3 protein-coding genes are annotated in these 25,242 nt (G+C 72.1%); all 3 read left to right on the top strand.

The features are described from left to right. Window positions 1-10,305 (top strand): type I polyketide synthase (locus tag ACFXB5_RS32495; protein ID WP_385214569.1); only part of this gene is annotated, 10,305 nt, incomplete at its 5' end. Between the two features lie 53 nt (window positions 10,306-10,358). Further along, on the top strand, window positions 10,359-18,107 hold the full coding sequence (locus ACFXB5_RS32490; RefSeq protein WP_385214566.1) for a type I polyketide synthase: 7,749 nt from the start codon (window positions 10,359-10,361) through the stop codon (window positions 18,105-18,107). A 111-nt stretch (window positions 18,108-18,218) separates the two neighbouring features. Then, entirely contained in the window at window positions 18,219-25,136 is a 6,918-nt protein-coding gene (locus ACFXB5_RS32485) for an SDR family NAD(P)-dependent oxidoreductase (RefSeq protein ID WP_385214563.1), read from the top strand. The last annotated feature ends 106 nt before the right edge of the window (window positions 25,137-25,242 follow it).

Raw genomic sequence — 25,242 nt, 5'->3', positions numbered from 1 at the left:
CAGACTCGCCAGCGCCTGCTCGAGGCCGAGTCAGCGGACCAGGAACCGATCGCGATCGTCGCCATGAGCTGCCGGTTCCCCGGAGGGGTGAACTCTCCGGAGGACCTGTGGCGCCTGGTGGCGGACGGCACCGACGCGATCTCGGAATTCCCCATGGACCGGGGCTGGGACATCGACGCCCTCTACGACGAGGACCCGGACCGTCCCGGCACCAGCTATACGACCGAGGGCGGTTTCCTCGAGAACGCCGACCGGTTCGATCCGGGGTTCTTCGGGATCTCGCCGCGTGAGGCGCTGTCGATGGACCCGCAGCAGCGGCTGCTGCTGGAGACGTCCTGGGAGGCGGTCGAGCGGGCGGGCATCGACCCGACGTCCCTGCGGGGCAGCAGGACCGGTGTGTTCGTCGGGACCAACGGCCAGGACTACTCCATGCTCATGCTCGGCGCGGCCGAGAGCATGGAGGATGTCGAGGGCCACTCGGGCACCGGCAACGCGGCGAGCATCGTCTCCGGCCGGATCTCCTACACCATGGGTCTCGAGGGCCCCGCGCTCTCCGTGGACACGGCGTGCTCGTCGTCCCTCGTGGCCCTGCACCTCGCCGTTCAGGCGCTGCGCCAGCGCGAGTGCACGCTCGCGCTGGCCGGTGGCATCACGGTGATGTCCACCCCGTCGGCGTTCGTCCAGTTCAGCAGGCAGCGTGGCCTGGCGGCGGACGGCCGGTGCAAGCCGTTCGGGGCCGCGGCCGACGGCACCGGTTGGGGCGAGGGCGTCGGCATGCTGCTCGTCGAGCGGCTGTCCGACGCCGAGCGCAACGGCCACAAAGTGCTGGCCATCGTCCGGGGCTCGGCCATCAACCAGGACGGTGCGTCCAACGGTCTGACGGCGCCCAACGGCATCTCGCAGCAGCGGGTCATCCGCCAGGCGCTGACCAGCGCCCGGCTGTCGGCCGCCGAGGTGGACGCGGTGGAGGCGCACGGTACGGGCACCACACTGGGTGACCCGATCGAGGCCCAGGCGCTGATGGCCACGTACGGACAGGACCGGCCCACCGACCAGCCGCTGTGGCTGGGCGGCATCAAGTCCAACATCGGGCACACACAGGCCGCCGCCGGTGTGGCCGGGGTCATCAAGATGGTGATGGCCATGCGCGAGGGCATGCTGCCGAAGACGCTCCACGCGGAGGAGCCGTCGCCGCACATCGACTGGACCGGCGGCGCCGTCTCCCTGCTGCACGAAACGGCCCCGTGGCCGGACCGGGACCACCCGCGCCGCGCCGCCGTGTCCTCGTTCGGCATGAGCGGCACCAACGCGCACACCATCCTGGAGCAGGCTCCGGAGTCCGAGGTGGCCGAGGCCGCCGAGTCCGAGGTCACCGACGGCCCGGTGGCATGGCTGGTGTCCGGCCGTGGCGCCGAGGCGCTGCGGGCGCAGGCCGGGCAGCTCCGTGAATTCCTCACGGAGCGACCGGAGTTGAGCGCCGCGGATGTGGCGCTCTCGCTGGCCACGACCAGGTCCGCCTTCGAGCACCGGGCCGTGGTCACCGGGGCCGACCGTGCGGAACTCCTCCAGCGGCTGGAGGCCGTCGCCGAGGACGCCACCGCGTCGAACGGAGTGGTGCGGGGGAGGACCGGCGACGCCGGCCGCTCGGTTTTCGTGTTCCCGGGCCAGGGGGCGCAGTGGGTGGGCATGGCGGTGGGGCTGCTGGACTCCTCGCCGGTGTTCGCGGGGTCGGTGGCCGAGTGTGAGACGGCTCTGTCGGCTCATGTGGACTGGTCGCTGACGGATGTGCTGCGTGGCGCCGAGGGCGCTCCCGGCTTCGACCGGGTGGATGTCGTTCAGCCGGTGTTGTTCGCGGTGATGGTGTCGCTGGCGAAGCTGTGGCGTTCGGCGGGTGTCGAGCCCGATGCCGTGATGGGCCACAGTCAGGGCGAGATCGCCGCGGCGTGTGTGGCCGGTGCGCTCTCGCTGGAGGACGCCGCGAAGGTGGTGGCGCTGCGCTCGCAGGCCATCGCGGTGGGCCTTGCGGGCCGTGGCGGCATGGTGTCGGTCGGGCTGCCGGTCGACCAGGTCAAGGACCGTATCGCCGCCTGGGACGGTGGAATATCCGTCGCGGCGGTCAACGGCCCCGGCTCGGTCGTGGTGTCCGGTGACCCGGGCGCGCTGGATGAGATGGTCGCCCAGCTGGAGGGCGAGGAGATCCGTGTTCGCCGGGTCCCGGTGGACTACGCCTCGCACTCCGCCCACGTGGAGTCGATCCGTGACGAACTGCTGAAGGTCCTCGCCGGTATCGAGCCGCGCGCGTCCGAAGTGCCGTTCTACTCGACGGTGTCCGGCGAGCTGGTGGACACGACCGGTCTGGACGCCGAGTACTGGTACCGCAACCTGCGGCAGACCGTCGAGCTGGAGGCCACCACTCGAAAGCTGCTGGACGACGGCCACTCCGTGTTCATCGAGGCGAGCCCGCACCCGGTGCTGACTCTTCCGGTGCAGCAGACCGTCGAGGCCGCTGACGCGCAGGCGGTCGTCGTGGGCACGCTGCGGCGCGACGAGGGCGGCCCGGAGCGGTTCCTGACCTCCGCCGCCGAGGTGTTCGTCCGTGGCGTCACGGTGGACTGGACCGCCCTGCTCGAGGGCCGTGGCGCCCGCCGGGTGGAGCTGCCGACCTATGCCTTCCAGCGTCAGCGGTACTGGCTGGATGTGTCGGCCGCGGAGGTGTCCGCCACCGCCGACGGTCTGGCCGCGGACGCGGTGGACGCCCGCTTCTGGGAGGCGGTGGAGCGCGAGGACCTGGAAGCCTTGGTCCGCACGCTGGAGGTGGAGGACGAGGAGCAGCAGTCGTCGCTGACGGCGTTGCTTCCGGCGCTGTCGTCCTGGCGCCGTCAGCGGCGTGAGCAGAACACCGTGGACGGCTGGCGTTACAAGGTGGTCTGGAAGCCCCTGGCGTCCGCCACCGGGGCGGTCCTCTCGGGCACCTGGCTCGTCGTCCTCCCCGCGTCGCACGCCGACGATGCCCTCGTGACCGCCACGGTGAACGGGCTGGGGACGAGCGGTGCCGATGTCGTCCAGGTGGTGCTGGACGGATCGGGCAACGACCGCTGGACCGTGGCGGAGCGGCTGCAGGCGGCGCTCGGCGAGGCCGGTGTGGAGCCCTCGGGCGTCACGGGCGTGTTCTCGTTGCTGGGGCTCGACGAGTCGGGGCACACGACGTTCGAGGTGGTGCCCGCCGGACTGGCGGCCATGGTGGGCCTGGTCCAGGGGCTGGGCGACGCGGGCGTGGTGGCTCCGCTGTGGTGCGGCACTCGGGGCGCCGTGTCGGTGGGGCGTTCCGACCGCCTGGTGAGCCCCGTGCAGTCCATGGTGTGGGGCCTGGGGCGGATCGTGGGCGCGGAGTATCCCCAGCGCTGGGGTGGTGCCGTCGATCTGCCCGAGTCCATGGACGGCCGTGCGGTGGCCCGTCTGGCCGGAGTGCTGGCGGGCGAGGACGGCGAGGACCAGGTCGCGGTGCGCGGCTCCGGTGTGTTCGCCAAGCGCATGGTGCGGGCCTCGGCCGCTGACGACGGCGAGGGCCGGGGGGCGTGGCAGAGCCGGGGCTCGGCGCTGGTGACCGGTGGTACGGGAGCGCTGGGCGGTCATGTCGCCCGCTGGCTGGCCCGCACGGGTACTGAGCATCTGGTGCTGACGAGCCGCAGTGGTATGGAGGCCGAGGGCGCCGCCGAGTTGAAGGCGGAGCTGGAGGGGCTCGGTGCCCGGGTGACGGTGGCGGCGTGCGACGCCGCGGACCGTGCGGCGCTGGCCGCGGTGCTGGACGCGATTCCGCGGGAGTTCCCGCTGACGGCCGTGGTGCACACGGCCGGTGTGCTGGACGACGGTGTCGTGGACGCCCTCACGGTGCGCCGTGCGGCCGGGGTGCTGCGTCCGAAGGTGGACGCCACGCGGAATCTGCATGAGCTGACCGCGGGGATGGACCTGTCCGCCTTCGTGCTGTTCTCCTCCGGGGCGGGCACGCTGGGCGGCCCGGGTCAGGGCAGCTACGCGGCGGGCAACGCCTATCTTGACGCGCTGGCGCTGCAGCGGCGTGCGGATGGCCTTCCGGCCACGTCCATCGCCTGGGGCGCCTGGGCCGGAGGCGGCCTCGGCTCCGGCGAGGTCGGCGAGCGGATGGACCGTTCCGGCATGGTCGGAATGGTGCCCGAGCTGGCGATCTCCGGTATGCAGCAGGCCCTCGAACTGGACGAGACGTTCGCGGTCATCGCCGAGATCGACTGGGATCGGTTCCGTCCGGAGTTCGTCGGTTCACGTCCGAGCGCGCTGTTCCGTGAGCTGCCCGAGCTGACCCGCCCCGCCGCCGGTGGCGCGGACACCATCGACGGCGACGACGCCATTTCCGAGCTGCGCCGGGAGATGGCGAAGCTGTCCCCCGCCGAGCAGCCCAAGCTGCTGCTGGAGCTGGTGCGCAACCAGGCCGCCGACGTCCTCGGCTACGACGGCGCGGACGCGGTGGAGGCCGACCGTGCCTTCCGTGACCTCGGCTTCGACTCGCTGACCGCCGTCGAGCTGCGCAACCGCCTCGGCGTGGTCACCGGCCTCCGACTGCCGGTCACCTGTGTCTTCGACTACCCGACCGCCACGGTTCTGTCCCGGTACCTGTACTCCGAGATGTTCGGCGAGCAGCCGGCCGGCGAGGGCGCCACCGCCGCCGCCCCCAAGCGGCCGGAGGGGTCCGATCAGCCCGTTGTCACCGATGAGCCAATCGCCATCATCGGCATGAGCTGCCGGTTCCCCGGCGGGGTGCGCAGCCCCGAGGAGCTGTGGAAGCTGCTGATGGCCGAGGGGGACGTGATCTCCGCGTTCCCCGACGACCGTGGCTGGGACATCGACGGTCTCTACGACCCGGACCCCGAGAAGTCCGGCACCAGCTACGTCCAGGCGGGCGGGTTCCTCGACGAGGTGGGCCACTTCGACCCGGGCTTCTTCGGGATCTCGCCGCGTGAGGCGATGGCGATCGACCCGCAGCAGCGGCTGCTGCTGGAGACCTCCTGGGAGGCGTTCGAGCGCGCCGGGGTCGACCCCGTGGCGCTGCGCGGCAGCCGGACCGGCGTCTTCGTCGGCTCCAACTACCACGACTACGGCTCGCGCATCCTGGCCGACGGCCAGGGCGTGGAGGGATACCTCGGACTCGGCAGCGCCCCCAGCGTCTCGTCCGGCCGTATCTCCTACACCTTCGGCTTCGAGGGCCCGGCCGTCACGGTGGACACCGCGTGCTCGTCGTCGCTGGTCGCCCTCCACCTGGCCTGTCAGTCGCTGCGGCAGGGCGAGTCCTCGGTGGCGCTGGCCGGCGGTGTGACCATCATGGCCACGCCGGGCACGTTCATCGAGTTCAGCGCCCAGCGCGTGCTGTCGTTCGACGGACGGTGCAAGGCGTTCTCCGCCGACGCCGACGGCACCGGCTGGTCCGAGGGCGTGGGCATGCTGCTCGTGGAGCGGCTGTCGGACGCGCAGCGAAACGGCCACAAGGTGCTGGCCGTCATCCGGGGTTCGTCGATCAACCAGGACGGCGCGTCCAACGGTCTGACGGCGCCCAACGGCCCGTCGCAGCAGCGGCTGATCGAGCAGACGCTGGCCGGCGCCCGGCTGGTCTCCGCCGACGTGGACGTGGTCGAGGCCCATGGCACCGGCACTCCGCTCGGCGACCCGATCGAGGCGCAGGCACTGCTGGCCACCTACGGCCAGGGCCGCCCCGAAGGCCAGCCGCTGCTGCTGGGAGCCATCAAGTCGAACATCGGTCATACGCAGGCCGCCGCCGGTGTCGCCGGGGTCATCAAGATGGTGATGGCCATGCGCGAAGGCACCATTCCCAAGACGCTGCACGTGGATGAGGCGTCGCCACATGTGGACTGGTCGGCGGGCGACGTGGAGCTGCTGACCGAGGCGATGCCATGGCCGGAGCGGGACCACCCGCGCAGGGCGGCGGTGTCCGCCTTCGGCGTGAGCGGCACCAACGCGCACACCATCATCGAGCAGGCGCCCATCGTCGATGAGCCGGAGGCGCCGCGGGCCGAGACCCTGGACTCCACTGCGGCCCCGGTGCCGTGGATCCTGTCCGGCCGGACCGACGCCGCCCTGCGGGGCCAGGCCGAGCGGCTGCGGGCCCAACTGGCCACCGTCGCCGAAGAGTTCATGCCCACTGTGGATGTCGGCTATTCCCTGGCGACGAGCCGATCTCTCTTCGACCACCGGGCCGCCCTGGTCGGCGACGACCGCGCGGACCTGCTGCGTGGCCTCGAGGCCATCGCGAAGGGCGAGACCGCGCCCGGCGTCGTAAGCGGCGTGGCGGGAGCCGCGGGCAAGACGGCGTTCCTGTTCTCGGGCCAGGGCGCGCAGCGCCTGGGCATGGGCCGGGAGCTGTACGACGCCTTCCCGGTGTTCGCCGACGCGTGGGACGAGGTGTGCGCCCATCTGGACGGTCTGCTCGACCGCCCGCTGCGCGATGTGGTGTTCGCGGCGGAAGACAGCGCGGACGCCGAGCTGCTGAACCAGACGGCGTTCACCCAGCCCGCGCTGTTCGCGGTCGAAGTGGCGCTGTTCCGGCTCCTGGAGCACTGGGGTGTCACCCCGGATGTGGTGATCGGCCACTCCATCGGTGAGATCGCCGCCGCGCATGTGGCGGGGGTGTTCTCCTTGGAGGACGCGTGCACCCTGGTGGCCGCCCGTGGCCGGCTGATGCAGGCGCTGCCCGAGGGCGGCGCGATGGTGGCGGTGCAGGCGTCCGAGGACGAGATCGCGCCGGCACTCGCCGGTCGTGCGGCCGAGGTGAGCCTCGCCGCCGTCAACGGCCCGACGGCCGTGGTCATCGCGGGCGACGAGGCACCGGCGCTGGAGATCGCCGCCGAGTGGGAGCGGCAGGGCCGTAAGACCCGTCGGCTGCGGGTCAGCCACGCCTTCCACTCGCCCCGGATGGACGCGATGCTGGGCGACTTCCGCAAGGTCGTCGAGGAACTGTCGTTCGCCTCGCCGGCCATCACCCTGGTCTCCAATGTGACGGGGCAATCGGCCGGCGCGGACGAGGTGTGCTCCGCGGAGTACTGGGTCCGGCATGTGCGGGAGGCGGTGCGGTTCGCGGACGGTGTGCGGGCGCTCGAAGCGCAGGGCGTGTCCAGGTTCGTGGAGGTCGGTCCCGATGGCGTGCTCACCGCGATGGCGCGGGACTGCATAGCGGACCAGCCCGATACCACCTCCGCGCCGGTACTGGTGCCGGTGGTGCGCAAGGACCGCCCCGAGACGCTGGCGCTGACCACGGCGCTGGCCGAGCTCCATGTGAACGGCGTCGGAGTGGACTGGTCGCAGGCCTTCGCCGGACGTGACGCCCGGAGGGTCGAGCTTCCCACCTACGCCTTCCAGCGGGAGCGCTACTGGTTGGAGGCGCTGACGACGTTCGCCAGCGATGTGACCGCCGTGGGGCTCATCCCGCCGACGCATCCGCTGCTGGGCGCCGCCGTCGAACTGCCCGACGCGGACGGCTTCCTGCTCACCAGCCGCCTCTCGCCGCAGACGCACCCGTGGCTCGTCGACCACATGGTCCAGGACACGATTCTGCTGCCCGGCACCGCCTTCCTCGAACTGGCCCTGTACGCCGCCGACCAGGTGGGCTGCGACCGGGTCGAGGAGCTGACCCTCACGGCGCCGCTGGCGCTGCCCGAGCGGGGCGCGGTTCACCTCCAGCTGGCGGTGAGCGGGCCGGATGAGAACGGCGCGCGCTCGGTGAACGTGTACTCCCGGCTGGAAGACCCCACCATGGAGCAGCCGTGGGTCCAGCACGCCTCCGGCCTGCTCGCCCGGGGCGGCACGCCGGACGAGACCGGCCAGGCCGACCTCGCCGTATGGCCCCCGGAGGGCGCGGAGCGGATCGACACCGAGGATGTCTACGACCGGATGGCCGCGGGCGGCTTCGCCTACGGCCCGGTCTTCCAGGGTCTGCGGTCGGTGTGGATCCGTGGCGACGAGGTCTTCGCCGAGGTGCGGCTGCCGGAGGAGAACGCCTCGGATGCCGAGCGGTTCGGACTGCACCCGGCCCTGCTGGACGCGGCGGTTCAGGCCGTCATGTTCGTACCCCAGGAGGAGGCGGGCCTCGCCAGGCTTCCGTTCTCCTGGACCGGTGTGTCGCTGCGGGCCACGGGCGCCTCCGAGCTGCGGGTGCGCCTCAGCTCGCTCGGGCCCGACTCCATCGGCCTCACGGTGGCCGACACCAGTGGCCGCTCCGTGGCCACCGTCGACTCCTTGGTGCTGCGGCTCGTCGCGGAGGGGCAGATCCAGTCGGCCGGCTCCCCGGCGGGCGGGCATGACTCGCTCTTCCGGCTGGACTGGACCCCCGTCCCCGTCGGTGCGCCGGCCCCCGCCTCCGAAGGCACCTGGGCCGTGCTGGGAACCGACGACCTGGGGGTGCGCTCCGGCTTCGAGGCCGCGGGCGCGGACGTGGTGGCGTACCCGGATCTGGCCGCGCTGCGCGAGGCGATCGACTCGGGGGCCACGGCGCCGGACGTCGTCATGGTGGCGGGCGCCGCTGAGGCGGCCGGCCTCGACGACCGCGCGGACCTGGCGGGACGGGTGCGTGGCGCCACGTACCGCGCGCTGGAGCTGGTGCGGACCTGGGTCACCGACGACCGGTTCGACGACTCCTACCTGGTGTACGTGACCCGCGGCACGATGGGCGCCCGCTCCTCCGACGAGGTGCGCACCCCGGCCGAGGCCGCCGTATGGGGCCTGCTGCGCTCCGCGCAGACCGAGCACCCGGGGAAGTTCCTCCTGGTGGACCTGGACCCGGAGGAGCAGGGCGAGGTGTCCTCGGTGCTCCGGACGGCCCTGACCGCCGAGGAGCCGCAGGTCGCCGTGCGCGACGGACGCGTGCTCGCGGCACGTCTCGCCCGGGTGGCCCCGGCCGAGGACCGGCCCGAGCCGGAGACCACGCCGTTCGACGGCCGTGGCACGGTGCTGATCACGGGTGGTACGGGTGGTCTGGGCGCGCTGTTGGCCCGTCATCTGGTGGTGGAGCACGGTGTTGAGCGTCTGGTGCTGACGAGTCGTCGTGGCGTGGAGGCGCCGGGTGCGGCGGAGTTGGTGGCGGAGCTGGCCGGGCTGGGTGCCGAGGCGGAGGCGGTGGCGTGTGATGTCGCCGACCGGGCGTCGGTGGAGAGCCTGCTGGCGGGTATCGGGTCGGAGCGTCCGCTGTCGGCCGTGGTGCACGCGGCGGGTGTGCTGGATGACGGTGTGGTGGAGTCGTTGACGCCGGAGCGGGTGGACAAGGTGCTGCGTCCGAAGGTGGACGCCGCGCTGCACCTGCACGAGCTCACCCGCGGCCTCGACCTCTCCGCCTTCGTGGTGTTCTCCTCGGCCTCCTCCAACTTCGGTGGCGGCGGCCAGGCCAACTACGCGGCGGCCAACGCCTTCCTGGACGCCCTGGCGCACCAGCGCCGCGCGCTCGGCCTCCCCGCGGTCTCCCTGGCCTGGGGCATGTGGGAGCAGCGCAGCGAGATGACCGGGGACCTCGGCGAGGCGGACCTCCAGCGCATCGCCCGCGCTGGGCTGAACGCGCTCACCTCCGAAGAGGGCCTCGCGCTGTTCGACGACGCGCTCGGGACCGATGAGACCGTGCTCGTGCCGACCCATGTGGACCTCGCCGCCCTGCGCGTCCAGGCCCGCACCGGTGATGTGCCCGCTCTGCTGCGCGGCCTGGTGCGTGTCCCCCGGCGCCGGGTCACGGCGGCGGAGACCACGCGGGCCGACACCGGATCGCTGCGGGACCGCCTGGCCGGTCTCTCCGCGGCCGATCAGTACCGGGCTCTGCTGGACCTGGTGCGGGTGCAGGTGGCGACGGTCCTCGGCCATGGCTCGCCGGAAACGGTGGAGCCGGACATGGCCTTCAAGGACATGGGCTTCGACTCCCTGACCACGGTGGAACTGCGCAACCGGCTCAACGCGGAGACGGGTCTTCGACTGTCGGCCGTGCTGGTCTTCGACTACCCGACGCCCACGGCGCTGGTGGACCACCTGCGGGAGGAGCTCCTGCCGGACGGCGGCACGGGGGAGCCCGTGGTCTTCGCCGAGCTCGACAAGTTGGAGCCGCTGCTCTCCAACGTGATGGACGACAGCGAGACCCGCACGAAGGTGGCCGGGCGGCTGAAGGAGCTCCTGGAGAAGCTGGGCGAGGCTTCCGACGACGCCAACTCCACTGTCGAGATGGCCGAACGGATCGGGTCGTCCTCCAACGACGAGCTGTTCGACTTCATCGACAACGAGCTCGGGCTGTCCTGAACCGTTGTCCAGCGCCCTCTGACCCTGACTGTAGAGAAAGTGACGGCAAAACAGTGAGCGAGACGAAGCTCCGCGACTATCTCAACAAGGTGACGACTGATCTGCACCGCACTCGTCTGCGCCTTCGGGAGGTGGAGGAGAAGAACCGGGAGCCGATCGCGATCGTCGCGATGAGCTGCCGCTTCCCCGGCGGGGTCAGCTCTCCGGAGGAGCTCTGGCGCATGGTCGCCGAGGGCGCCGACGGGCTCTCACCGTTCCCGAAGGACCGCGGCTGGCTCGAGGAGGTGTACGACCCGGACCCCGACAGCCAGGGCACGAGCTATGTGAACGAGGGCGGATTCCTGCACGACGCCGCCCTGTTCGACCCCGTGTTCTTCGGGATCTCCCCGCGTGAGGCGCTGGCGATGGACCCCCAGCAGCGGCTGCTGCTGGAGGCGTCCTGGGAGGTCCTGGAGCGGGCGGGCATCGACCCGCTGTCCGTCAAGGGCACCACCGGCGGCGTGTTCATGGGCGCCGCCTTCCAGGGGTACGGTGCGGCCGGCCCGATCGAGGCCGAAGAGGTCGAAGGCCATCTGATGACGGGGCAGACACCCGCCGTCACCTCCGGCCGGATCTCCTATGTCCTCGGCATCGAAGGCCCCGCGGTGACCGTGGACACGGCGTGCTCGTCGTCCCTGGTGACGCTGCACCTGGCCGCGCAGGCGCTGCGCCAGGGCGAGTGCGACTTCGCCCTGGCCGGTGGCATCACCGTGATGGCCGGCCCCGGAACCTTCACCGAGTTCAGCCGTCAGCGGGGTCTCGCCTCCGACGGCCGCTGCAAGCCCTTCGCGGCGGCCGCGGACGGCACCAACTGGTCCGAGGGCGTCGGCGTACTGCTCGTGGAGCGACTGTCCGACGCCCGCCGCCTGGGCCACCCCGTGCTGGCGGTGGTGCGCGGCTCCGCGGTGAATCAGGACGGTGCCAGCAACGGCCTCACGGCCCCCAACGGCCCGTCACAGCGCAGGGTGATCCGTCAGGCGCTCGACAACGCCGGACTCACCCCGGACGACGTCGACGTCGTGGAGGCGCACGGCACGGGCACCTCCCTGGGCGACCCGATCGAGGCGCAGGCGCTGATCGCCTCCTACGGCCAGGACCGGCCGGAGGACCGGCCGCTGTGGCTCGGATCCATCAAGTCCAACATCGGCCACGCACAGGCGGCGGCGGGTGTCGCGGGGATCATCAAGATGGTGATGGCCATGCGGCACGGCGTCCTGCCGAAGACGCTGCACGTGGACGAGCCGACCCCGCATGTCGACTGGTCGGCGGGGGCCGTGGAGCTGCTGACCGAGGCCCAGCCCTGGCCGGAGACGGGCCGGCCCCGCCGGGCGGGGATCTCCTCCTTCGCCATCAGCGGCACCAACGCGCACACCATCATCGAGCAGGCCCCCGAAGCCGAGGAGTCGGAGTCGGCCGGTGCCGAGGCCGAGGCTCCCCGCCCGGTCGCCTCCTCCGTCGTGCCATGGCTGGTCTCGGGCAAGGGCGAGACCGCGATGCGGGCGCAGGCCGAGCGGCTGTACGCCCGTCTGACGGCCGAGGGTGACGATCTCACGGGGGCGTCCGTAGCGGACATCGGCTACTCCCTGGCGGCGTCCCGATCGGCGTTCGAGCACCGCGCGGCGGTGATCGGCGAGGACCGCGAGAGCCTGCTGCGCGGCCTGCGGGCCGTGGCCGAGGGCGAGGTGGCCCAGGGCGTGGTCAGGGGGCAGGCGGCGAAGGGGCGCAGGACCGCCTTCGTGTTCCCCGGTCAGGGGGCGCAGTGGGCGGGTATGGGGGTGGAGCTGCTGGAGTCCTCGCCGGTCTTCGCGGAGGCGATCGGCGAGTGTGAGACGGCTCTGTCCGCGTATGTGGACTGGTCGCTGACGGATGTGCTGCGTGGCGCCGAGGGCGCTCCCGGCTTCGACCGGGTGGATGTCGTTCAGCCGGTGTTGTTCGCGGTGATGGTGTCGCTGGCGAAGCTGTGGCGTTCGGTGGGTGTGGAACCGGACGCCGTGATGGGCCACAGCCAGGGCGAGATCGCCGCGGCCTGTGTCGCGGGTGCGCTGTCGCTGGAGGATGCCGCGAAGGTGGTGACCCTGCGGTCGCAGGCGATCGCCGCCGGTCTGGCGGGTCGTGGTGGCATGGTGTCGGTCGGGCTGCCGGTCGACCAGGTCAAGGACCGTATCGCCGCCTGGGATGGTGCGATCTCGGTCGCGGCGGTCAACGGCCCGGGTTCCATCGTGGTCTCCGGTGATGCCAAGGCGCTGGATGAGATGGTCGCGAAGCTGGAGGGCGAGGAGGTGCGGGTCCGTCGGGTTCCGGTGGACTACGCCTCGCACTCCGCGCATGTGGAGGAGATCCGCGAGGAGCTGCTGAAGGTTCTGGCGGATATCGAGCCGCGTTCGTCGGAGGTGCCGTTCTACTCCACGGTCTCCGGTGAGCTGGTGGACACCGCCGGCCTGGACGCGGAGTACTGGTACCGCAACCTCCGGCAGACCGTTGAGCTGGAGAGCACGACGCGCACGTTGCTGGACGACGGTTTCACGGTCTTTGCCGAGGTGAGCCCGCATCCGGTGCTGGCTCTGCCGGTGCAGCAGACGGTGGAGGCCGCTGAGGCGCGGGCGGTGGTCGTGGGCACCCTGCGGCGGGATGAGGGCGGACCCGAGCGGTTCTTGACCTCGGCCGCCGAGCTGCACACCAGTGGCGTCGGTGTCGACTGGCGAAAGGTGTTCGAGGGCCGTGGTGCCCGCCGGGTCGATCTGCCGACCTACGCCTTTCAGCGTCAGCGCTATTGGCTGGACTCGATGGCGGCCGTCGGCGACGTGGGATCGGTGGGCCTCAGGGCGGTGGCGCACCCCCTGCTGAGCGCCGCGGTCTCGCTGGCGGGCGGCGGCGGAGTGCTGCTCAGCGGGCGGCTTTCGACGGCCACGAACCCCTGGCTCGCCGAACACACGGTGCAGGGCGTGGCGCTGGTTCCCGGGACGGCCTTCGCGGAGATGGCCGCGCAAGCGGGGGACCAGGTCGGGTGCGGCCGGGTCGATGAGCTGGTGCTGGTGGCGCCCTTGACGATGCCCGAGCGCGGAGGGGTGCAGGTCCAGGTCGAGGTGGGGGAGGCCGACGCCTCGGGCCATCGCGACGTCAGCGTGTACTCACGGATGGAGCCGGCCGACGAGGAGGCCGATCTCGAGCAGCCGTGGGTGCAGCACGCTCACGGTGTGCTCACGCCGCCCGTACAGGCGGCATCCTTCGACTTCGCGAAGTGGCCGCCCTCCGGCGCCAAGCCCGTCGATGTCTCCGGCGGCTACGAGCATGCCGCCGAGCACGGGCTGTACTACGGTCCCGCGTACCGGGGGTTGCGGCGCGCCTGGAAGCGCGGCGACGCGGTGTTCGCCGACGTCGAGCTCCCCGAGGAGCAGCTTGGCATCGCGAAGTACTTCGGTCTGCACCCGGCCCTGTTCGACGCGGCCCTCCAGGCGATCGGCGCGAACAACGCATTGAGCGGAGGCGACGACGCACCGAGCGCGGGCAATCTGATGCCGTTCTCGTGGCGGGGCTTCTCCCTGGAAGCTGTCGGTGCCCAAGCGCTGCGCGTCCGAATCGTCCCGGACGGTCGGCAGGCCGTGTCGCTGGCCATGGCCGACACCTCCGGCCGCCCGGTGGCTTCCGTCGACTCCCTCCTCTTCCGGCCCATGCAGGCCGCCACGTTGCAGAACGTGAGCCGGACTGCCGGTGAGGCGCTGTTCCGCATGGAGTGGACGGCGGGCGCGGCGAAACCCGCCGAGGGCGTGGCACCCGGCTGGTGGGCGGTGCTGGTCGACGACTGCCTCGGCGTGGGCGACGCTCTGGAGGCGGCGGGCTTCTTCCCCGCCGATGTGTACCCGGACTCCGAGGCGCTGAGCGACACCCTGGCGACGGGCACGAGCATGCCCGGAATGGTGGTCCTGCCGGTGGCTTCGGCCGGCCCCGCTGTGGTGGACGAGGTACACACACGGGTCGGTGAGGTGCTGGAGACCGTTCAGTCGTGGCTGGCGGACGACCGGTTCTCGGGCACCCCGCTGGTGGTGCTGACCCAGGGTGCCGTTGACACCGGCGATGGTGTGACGGACCTGGCGAGCGCGGCCGCATGGGGTTTGGTGCGGTCGGCGCAGGCGGAGCACCCGGGACGGCTGGTGCTTGTCGACACGGATGATGTCGAGCGTGCGGTGGCACTTCTCGCGGGGGTGGTGGCCACGCGTGAGGAGCAGGTGGTGGTGCGTTCGGGCGAGGTCCGCCTGCCGCGTCTGGCCCGCTCACTGCCCGCCGGTGACGCTCCCGAGTCGGAGGTGTTCGGCTCCGGCGCCGTCCTGGTGACGGAGGGCACGGGTGCTCTGGGTGGTTTGGTGGCCCGGCATCTGGTGGCCCGGCACGGTGTCAAGAAGCTGGTGCTGCTGTCCCGCCGTGGTGCGGAGACGGACGGTGCGGCCGAGGCGCGGGCCGAACTGGAGGCCGCGGGCGCCGAGGTGGTGGTCATGGCTTGTGACGCCGCGGACCGCGAAGCGCTTGCCGCGGTGCTGGCAGGACTGCCCGAAGAGCTCGCGTTGAGCGCCGTGGTGCATGCGGACGAGGTGCTCGATGACGGGCTGTTCGCATCGCTGACACGCGAGCGGGCGACCGCGGTGCTGCGGGCGAAGGTGGACGCGGCCTGGAATCTGCATGAGCTGACCGCGGGCATGGACCTGTCGGCGTTCGTGCTGTTCTCATCGACCGCGGGTCTGCTCGGCGCGGCCGGGCAGAGCAACTACGCCGCGGCGAATGTGTTCCTGGACGGCCTCGCGTCGTGGCGTCGCACTCAAGGGCTGCCGGGTGTCTCGCTGGCGTGGGGCCGGTGGGCCGAGGACAGCGGCGTGACACCGCCCGGGCGGGACGAGATCGACAACTGGCGCTATCAGGTGTCGTGGAAGCTGGTCCCGGACCCGGCCAAGGGGTCGTTGTCGGGGACCTGGCCGGTGGTGGTTCCGGCATCCCATGCCGGGGACGAGCTGGTCTCGGGGGTTGTCGCCGGGCTCGAGCGGCACGGTGCGGATGTGGTCTCGGTCGTCGTGGACGAGCGGGACCTGGACCCGAACGTGCTGGCGGAGCGGCTGCGCGAGGTGGCCGAGCAGGCGCCCGAGCTGGGTGGTGTCCTGTCGCTGCTGGCCCTGGACGAGGAACCCTGCCCGGGGCATCCGGCCCTGCCGAGCGGCTACGCGCTGAGCCTGGTGCTGGTGCGGGCCATGGTCGAGGCGAAGATTCCGGCTCGGCTGTGGAGTGGTACGCGGGGGGCCGTCTCGGTGGGCGGCTCGGACCGGCTCACCAGCCCGCTGCAGGCGATGGTGTCGGCGTTGGGCCGGGTGGCCGCGCTGGAGCTGTCGCCGCTGTGGGGTGGTGTGGTCGATCTGCCCAAGTCGCTGGATGAGCGCGGTGCGGCCCGGCTGGCCGGTGTGCTGTCCGCCGGGGGCGGCGAGGACCAGGTCGCGGTCCGCGGCTCCGGTGTTTTCGTACGCCGTCTGGCGCGGTCGGCTCCGTCCGTTGTCGATGGGACGGCGTGGCGGGCGCGCGGCACCGTGCTGGTGACCGGTGGTACGGGCGGGCTGGGCGGCCAGGCGGCCCGGTGGCTGGCGCGTAGTGGCGCTGAGCACCTGGTGCTGACCAGCCGTCGGGGTCCCGAGGCGCCGGGCGCGGCCGAGCTGCGCGAGGAGTTGGAGGGGCTGGGCGCCCGGGTGACGGTGGCGGCCTGTGATGTGGCCGATGTCAAGCAGCTGGCCGCGGTGCTGGACGCGGTGCCGGAGGAGTATCCGCTGACGGCGGTCGTGCACGTGGCGGGCGCCACCGGGGGGACGCCTCTGCTGGAGACCGGGTTGGCCGATGCCGCCACCATCGTCTCGGGCAAGGTGGCGGGTGCCGTCAACCTGGATGAGCTGCTGGGCGACCGTGAGCTCGACGCGTTCGTGCTCTTCTCGTCGATCTCCGGTCTGTGGGGCAGTGGCGGCCTGGCCGCCTACAGCTCGGCCAATGCCTATCTGGACGCGCTGGTGGAGGAGCGCCGTGCGCGGGGTCTCGTCGGCACCTCCGTGGTCTGGGGACCCTGGGCCGAGATCGGCATGGCGGCCGCGGATGAGCAAGGTGATCATTTGGCGCGGCGCGGTCTGCCCCGGTTGACGCCGGAGCCGGCGATCGCCGGTCTGGAACGCCTGGTGGCGGGCGGCGACGGTGTGGTGACGGTCGTGGACGTGGACTGGGAACGGTTCGTTCCCGCGTTCACCGCGACCCGGCCCAGCCCGTTGCTGAGCGATCTCTACGAGGTCCAGCGGCTGGACACGGAGTGGAACGATGTGGCGCGCACCAGTCTGGCGCCCCTCTCCTCCGAAGAGGGTCTGGAGCTCTTCGACGCGGGAGTCACCTCCGACACGGCCGTGGTGATTCCCGCCCGGCTGGACGTGGGTGCGCTGCGCGCCCAGGGCGCCGCGCTGCCCGCCTTCTTCCGTTCCGTCGTCCCGGATTCCCCCGTCCGGCGTACGGCTCGGGCGGCGGAGTCCGAGGTGGACCAGCCCACCCAGTTGCGGCAGCGGCTGGCCGGGTTGTCGGAGGCCGAGCGGGACGAGGCGCTTCTCGAAATGGTGCGTACCGTCGCTGCCGCGGTGCTCGGTTTCGCATCACCCAATGACATCGACACCGGACACGAGTTCATGGAGATGGGCTTCAACTCTCTTACGGCGGTGGAATTCCGTAACCAGCTGGCCGCCCTCACCGGCCTCAAGCTGAACACCACGGTCGTCTTCGACCACCCGAGCCCGGGCGAGATGGTGGCCCATCTGCGCCCCCGGCTCGCGGCCGAGATCGCGTCCGGTCCTCCCGCCGGCCGCCAGGTCCAGGAGCGGACCGCTCCGGCCGCTCCGGCCGCCGCGCCCGTGACCGAGCCCGTTTCGCCGGCGCCGCAGGTGAACACGGATGACACCCTCGGCTCTCTCTACCGGCAGGCGGCGCAGCAGGGCAAGGTCAGCGTCGGCATGGATCTGTTGGTGAACGCGGCAAGGCTCCGTCCGACCTTCGAGGACCCGGCCGACTACGAGGGAAACATCAGGCCAGCGCGGCTCTCCCGAGGCCCGCAGCGCCCCCGGCTGATGTGCTTCTCCTCCCACGTCGCCCTGGGCGGTGTCCACCAGTACGCGCGGTTCGCCGCGCCGTTCCGTGGCAACCGGGACGTGGCGGGCCTCGGCACCGTGGGGTCAGTCCAGGGTGAGAGCCTTCCGGCCACTCTGGACACGCTGTTCCACTTGCAGGCGAGGGTCGTTGCCGAGTACGCCGAAGGCGACCCGATCGTCCTGTGCGGCTCCTCGGCCGGAGGAATGTTCGCCCACTCGGTGGCCGCCGCTCTGGAGAGCCAGGGCACACCACCCGCGGGAGTCGTCCTGATGGATACCTACCTTCCGGACACCACGAAGCTCGGCCAGTTCGAGAACGCCTGGCTGGACGAAATGTACGAGCGGGACGAGCTCGTCTCCATGGAGGGTGTCCGGATGTCCGCCATGGGCTGGTACTCGCATCTGCTGGCGGAGTGGAAGCCGCCGCAGATCTCGGTTCCCACTCTCCACCTTCGTGCGACCGAGACGGTGCTTCGGACGGACCCGAACGCGGAGGTGCAGAGCTGGCAGGCCGACTGGCCCGCCGACTCCCTCATCGACGTGCCCGGAGATCACTTCAGCATGATGGAGAAGCACGCGGAGACTACCGCCCAGGCCGTCGAGAACTGGATGGCCGACCTTTAACGGCCACGCGCCCGCCCGGCATTGATGAATGGCGGGCGGGCGCCCGCGCCGAAGCCGCGGTCGGCGCGGCACACAGCTTTGACGCAGGGTCTTCCACAAGGCAGGAGTTAGGTGAGCACCATGTTGAACGGGTCCAGCGACTCGGGAGAGTCGATCGCGCAGGCTGGGCCGGATCGTGACGAGGGTCCCGAACTGCCGTCACTCGGTCCGGACTTCCAAGAACTGCCGGACTTCGAACAGCGCAAGGTCCTGTTCGACCTGGTGCGCGCACACGTCGCCGCTGTGCTGCGGTCCGAGTCACCGCGTACGCTCGACGCCGAGGGCTCCTTCCTCGACCTGGGGCTGGACTCGCTCGCGGCGGTCAATCTGCACCGCGGACTGGTGGCGGCCACCGGGCTCACGCTCGAGGTGTCGCTCGTCTACGACTACCCGACGCCCAGCGAGCTGGTGGACCACCTCCACCGGCAGATCTTCCCCGTGGCCACGGACGACACCGCTCCTGCGCGTGCCGTCGTGGGCTCGGACGACCCCATCGCGATCGTCGGGATGAGCTGCCGCTTCCCCGGAGGTGTCAACAGCCCCGAGGACCTGTGGAAGGTCGTCGCCGAGGGTGTCGACGCCATCACCCCGTTCCCCACCGACCGGGGCTGGGACCTGGCGGCGCTCTACAGCCCGGACCCGGACCGGCCCGGCACCAGCTATGCGACCGAGGGCGGGTTCATCCACGACGCGCCCGAGTTCGACGCGGAGTTCTTCGGCATATCGCCGCGTGAGGCGCTCGCCATGGACCCGCAGCAGCGGCTGCTGCTGGAGACCAGCTGGGAGGTCTTCGAGCGGGCCGGTATCGATGCGACCAAGCTGCGGGGGAGCAGGACCGCCGTCTTCACCGGCGCGGAGCACCACGACTACGGTCCCCACCTGCAAAGCACCAAGAGCGGACTCGAAGGCTATGCGCTGACCGGAATCGCGGGCAGCCTCGCCGCCGGGCGCATCTCCTACACCTTCGGCTTCGAGGGCCCGGCCTGGACCGTGGACACCTCGTGCTCCTCGTCGCTGGTCTCCCTGCACCAGGCGGCGAACTCGCTGCGCCAGGGTGAATGCGATCTGGCGCTCGCCACCGGTGTCGCCACCATGCCGACCCCGGGTGACTTCATCCTCTTCAGCCGCCAGCGCGGGCTCTCCTCCAATGGGCGCTGCAAGGCGTTCGGCGCCGAGGCCGACGGCACCTCGTGGGCCGAGGGCGTCGGCGTCCTCCTGGTGGAGCGGCTCTCCGACGCCCGCCGCAACGGCCACGAGGTGCTGGCGATCGTGCGCGGCTCCGCCGTCAACCAGGACGGCGCCAGCCACGGTCTGACGGCCCCCAACGGGCTCTCCCAGCGGCGTGTCATCCGGCAGGCGCTGGCCAACGCCGAGCTGACCGCGGACCAGATCGACGTGATCGAGGCGCACGGCACCGGAACCTCGCTCGGCGACCCCATCGAGGCGCAGGCGCTGATCGCCACCTACGGCGAGAGCCGGCCGGAGGGGCAGCCGGTGTGGCTGGGGTCCCTCAAGTCGAACATCGGCCACGCCCAGGCGGCGGCCGGTGTGGGTGCCGTCATCAAGATGGTGATGGCCATGCGCCACGGCATCATGCCCAAGACGCTGCACGTGGAGGTGCCGACCCCGCACGTGGACTGGTCGTCGGGCGGCGTGGCGCTGCTCGCCGAGCAGCGCGCGTGGCCGGAGGACGGGCGGCCGCGCCGTGCGGGTATCTCCTCGTTCGGCATGAGCGGCACCAACGCACACGCCATCATCGAGCAGGCACCGCCGCAGGAGCCCAGCCTGACGGCGGACGACGCCGAGGACCCGGAGACCGCGTCCCAGCCCATCTCGTGGCTGGTGTCCGCCAGGAGCGAGGAGGCGCTGCGGGCGCAGGCCGCAAGGCTGCGCGAACACGTGGTGCGCGACTCCGCGCTGCGGCCGGTCGACGTCGGCTGGTCGTCCGCCATGACCCGTGCCGCGCTCGAACACCGGGCCGTGGTGGTGGCCGGCGACCGCGACGGGCTGCTGCGGGGACTCGCGGCGCTGGCCGAGGACACCGACGCGCCGGGCCTGGTGCTGGGCAGGTCCCGGGCGCAGCGGGTGGCGTTCCTGTTCACCGGCCAGGGCGCCCAGCGGATGGGCATGGGCCGCGAACTCTACGAGACCTACCCGCTGTTCGCCGACGTATTCGACGAGGCGTGCGACTATCTGGAGGTTCGCCTCGGCACCTCCGTGCTCGACGTGGTCTTCGGCCCCGAGGACGACGCCGCCGACGCCGGGGACGCGTCCGGTGACGAGCTGAACCAGACGATGTTCACCCAGGCCGGGCTGTTCGCCTTCGAGGTGGCTCTGTTCCGCCTGCTGGAGTCCTGGGGTGTGCGCCCCGACTTCCTGATGGGGCACTCGGTGGGCGAGATCGCGGCCGCACACGTCGCCGGGGTGCTGTCCCTGGAGGACGCCTGCGCCCTGGTCGCGGCCCGTGGGCGGCTGATGCAGGAACTGCCCGAGGGCGGCGCCATGGTGGCCGTCCAGGCGTCGGAGCAGGAGGTCCTCGAGAGCCTGAAGGGCCGCGAGGACCAGGTGTCGCTGGCGGCGCTCAACGGTCCCACCTCGGTGGTGCTCTCGGGCGACGAGGACGCGGTGCTCGAACTCGCCGGCCACTGGGAGGCACAGGGCCGCAAGACCAAGCGGCTGCGGGTGAGCCACGCGTTCCACTCCCCCCGGATGGACGCCATGCTGGAGGGGTTCCGCCGGCTCGCCGACTGCCTGTCGTACTCGGCCCCGGCGATCCCGGTCATCTCCAACGTCACCGGCGATGTCGCCGGTGCCGAACTGGCCACCGCCGAGTACTGGGTCCGCCATGTGCGCGAAGCCGTCCGCTTCGACGACGGCATGCGCTCCCTCGCCGCCCAGGGAGTGACGACCTGCGTGGAGCTCGGCCCCGACGCCGTGCTGACCGCGATGGGCCAGGACTGCCTGGACGCCATCGACGCCGACGCGGCCTTCGTCTCCCTGGCCCGCTCCGGGCGCGCCGAGGCCCAGACGCTGGCGGAGGCGATCGCCACCCTGTACGCGAACGGCGTCGGCGTGGACTGGGACGCGGTGTACTCCGGGCGTGGCGCCGGCCGGGTCGCCCTGCCGACCTACGCCTTCCAGCACAGGCGGTACTGGCTCGAGTCGGGCGCCGCCGTGACCGGCGACGCCCGGAGCGTCGGCCTCGGCAGGGTGGACCACCCGCTGCTCGGCGGCCTCACCGAACTGGCCGAGGGCGACCGTACGGTGCTGACCGGGCGCCTGTCGCTGCAGACCCACCCGTGGCTCGCCGACCACGCCGTGGCCGGCGGAGTGCTCTTCCCCGGCACCGGATTCGTGGAACTGGGCCTGCTCGCGGGCACCGAGACGGGGGCCGGACGGCTCGGCGAGCTCACCCTCGAAACCCCGCTCCTGCTGCCGGAGCAGGGCGGCGTCCGCATCCAGCTCGTGGTCGGCCCCACGGACGAGTCCGGGGTACGGCCCCTCGGCGTGTACTCGCGCTCCGACAGCGACGAGCCGGGCGAGGAGTGGGTGCGCCACGCCCAGGGCGTCCTCGAGGCCGACAGCGGCGCCGCGGTCACCGACAGCCTGCTGCAGTGGCCCGTCCCGGGCGCCGAGCAAGTGCCCATGGAGGGCTTCTACGAGGGCCTCGCCCAGGCCGGCTACGGATATGGTCCGGTCTTCCAGGGGCTGGAGTCGGTCTGGCGGCTGGACGGCGACGTCTACGCCGAGGTGGCGCTGCCGGACTCGGCCGCTCAGGAAGCCGGACGGTTCGGCCTGCACCCCGCCCTGCTCGACGCCGCTCTGCACGCCATGGAGATGGGCGACTTCGGCGGCGAGAGCGGGCGGGTGACGCTGCCGTTCTCCTTCACCGGGGTGACCCGGCACGCGGTGGGCGCCGCACGGGTGCGGGTGCGGCTGCGCCCGCAGGGCAAGGACACGGTCGCGCTGCTGGTGACCGACGCCACGGGTGCGCCCGTCGCCTCGGTGGAGTCGCTGGTGGTGCGCGAGGTGGCGGCCGAGCGGTTCGCGTCCGGGCCGCGCGCCACCGGCAGCGACGGAACGCTGTTCCGGGCCAACTGGGACGAGTTCGCCGCCGCGCGGGACGGCAAGCGGACCGTGGACGGCGCGTCCACGGCGGTGATCGGCGCCGACCGGGCGCGGGTGGCCGAGCTGCTCACCGCCTCCGCCGTCGAGTACGCCGAGTACACCGGGGTGGACGCGCTCGTCGCCGCCGTCGACGAGAGTGTCGCGGTGCCGGATGTGGTCTGGGCCTGGTGCGGCGGCGAGCCCGCCGGGCCGGACGCCGGGAACCTCGCCGACGCCGCTCGGAAGGCGACCCACCGGGCGCTCGCCCTGGTGCAGTCCTGGCTGGCGGAGGACCGGTTCGACGGGTCCCGGCTGGTCGTGGTGACCAGCGACGCGGTCGCGACGGGCCCGGGTGAGGGCGTCGCCGGGCTGTCCAACGCCGCCGTCTGGGGACTGCTGCGTTCGGCGGCCACGGAGAACCCGGGCCGGATCCAGCTGGTGGACATCGACCGCCACGCCGAGTCGGCCGTCGCAGCCGCCGGCGTGGTGACGGCCGCGATCGCGGCGGGCGAGCGCGAGGTGGCGCTCCGCGTGGGCCGGGGGCTGATTCCCCGGCTCGCCAGGAACGCCGCCGGGCGGGTGCTCGAGGCCCCCGCCGGCACCTCGGTGTGGAAGCTCGGCACCACGGGCGGCGGCACCCTGGACAGCCTCTCGCTGCTGCCCGATCCGGCGGCGGAGGAGCCGCTGGCACCCGGGTACGTGCGGATCGCGGTGCGCGCCGCCGGTCTGAACTTCCGTGACGCGCTGATCGCCATCGGCATGTACCCCGACGACCACGCCACGATGGGTGGCGAGGGCGCCGGTGTGGTCCTGGAGGTCGGCCCGGGAGTCACCGACCTGGCACCCGGTGACCGGGTCATGGGCATGATCGACGCATCGTTCGGGCCCGTCGCGGTCGCCGACCGGCGGCAGATCGTCCCCATGCCGAGCGGCTGGACGTTCGCGCAGGCGGCGACGGTGCCGCTGGTCTTCCTGACGGCCTACATGGGCCTGGTGGAACTCGGCAAGCTCCAGGAGGGCGAGACCATCCTGGTGCACGCCGCTACCGGTGGTGTGGGCATGGCGGCCGTGCAACTCGCACGCCACCTCGGCGCCGAGGTGTACGCCACGGCCAGCCCCGGCAAGTGGGACACCCTGCGGGCGATGGGATTCGACGAGAAGCACATCGCCTCGACGCGTGACCTGGAGTTCGAGCGGCGCTTCACGGAGGCCACCGACGGCCGGGGCATGGACATGGTGCTGGACTCGCTCGCCCGCGAGTTCGTCGACGCCTCCCTGCGGCTGCTGCCCAGGGGCGGGCGGTTCCTGGAGATGGGCAAGATCGACATGCGGGACCCCGAGGTCGTCGCGCAGGACCACCCCGGGGTGAAGTACACGGCGTACGACCTGGACGTGGCCGACTACGACTGGGTCCAGCGGATGCTGGTCGAGCTGGTCGAGCTCTTCGACATCGGTGCGCTGAACCCCCTCCCGGTGACGGCATGGGACGTGCGCCGGGCCCCGGACGCGGTGCGGTACATCAGCCAGGCCCGGCACATCGGCAAGAACGTGTTCACCATGACCAGTGCCCTGAACCCCGAGGGTTCGGTGCTGGTGACCGGTGGCACCGGCGGCCTGGGCAGCGAGGTGGCGCGCCACCTGGTGGCCGAGCGCGGAGTGCGCAACCTGGTCCTGGTCTCCCGGCGCGGGCCGGACGCGGAGGGCGCCGCCGAGCTCAAGGCCGAACTGACCGAGGCGGGTGCGTCGGTGACGCTGGCGGCCTGCGATGTGGCCGACCGCGCCTCGCTGGAGCGGGTGCTGTCCGATGTGCCCGCCGACCACCCGCTGACCGCCGTCGTGCACGCGGCGGGCGTACTCGACGACGGTGTCATCGGCACTCTGTCGCCGAAGCGGATCGACGCGGTTTTCGAGCCGAAGGTCGACGCGGCGTGGCACCTGCACGAGCTGACCCGCCATCTGGACCTGGCGGAGTTCGTGATGTTCTCGTCCGTCGCCGGTGTGTTCGGCAGCCCGGGACAGGGCAACTACGCCGCGGCCAACTCGTTCCTGGACGCGCTCGCCGCACATCGGCGCGCGCTCGGCCTCCCCGCCGTATCGCTGGCCTGGGGACCGTGGGAGCAGGCCGGCGGCATGACCGGCACGCTCAGCCAGGCGGACATGGTGCGCATGGCGCGCGAGGGCATGGCGGCCCTGTCCATGGCGGACGGTCTGCGTCTGCTGGACGCCGGCCGGACCAGTGAGGACGCCCTCCTCGTGCCGATGCGGCTGGAGACCTCGGCGCTCAGCGGTCAGACCGACATCCCCACCCTGCTGCGGGGTGCGGTCCGGGTGCGGAGCAGGGCGGCGGCCGACGGGAAGGCGACCGCTGCCGAGTCGGCCAAGGAGCAGCTGGCCGGTCTCTCCGGAGCCGAACTCGACCATGCGCTGCTCGCCCTGGTGTGTGGCAGCGCGGCGATGGTGCTGGGCCACAGCGGCGCCCAGTCCATCAAGCCCGACCGCTCCTTCCAGAGCCTCGGCTTCGACTCACTGGCGGGCGTGGAGTTCCGTAACCGGCTGAACTCGGCCACCGGGCTCCGCCTCCCCTCCACGCTGATCTTCGACAACCCCACGCCCGCGGCGCTCGCCGAGTATCTGCGCGGCCGGGTGGCCACGGACAGCCCGGCCGAACCGGACATGGATCCGGAAGAAGCCAGGATCCGTGCCCTTCTGACGTCGATTCCGCTGGCGCGGCTGCGCCGCGCCGGTCTGCTGGACACGCTCACCGAGCTGGCGAGCGGCAAGGACCAGGCCGAGAAGGACACCGAGGAGAAGGAGACGGACTCCATCGACGCGATGGACGACGACGACCTGATCGACATGATGCTCGGGGATCTCGACTCCTGACGACCCGGGGGTGCCCCCCGCGGCCAGCCGGGGGGGGGGCCCCCCCCGGGCCCCCTCCGCCAGGGGGGCGGCGGGGGCGGGGGGGGGTGGGGCCCCGGGTAGTGTT

This window comes from Streptomyces sp. NPDC059455, from assembly GCF_042750115.1.
GTDB lineage: Bacteria > Actinomycetota > Actinomycetes > Streptomycetales > Streptomycetaceae > Streptomyces > Streptomyces endocoffeicus.
The sequence above is the reverse complement of the archived record's forward strand: the minus strand, read 5'-3'. Positions and strand labels throughout refer to the sequence as shown.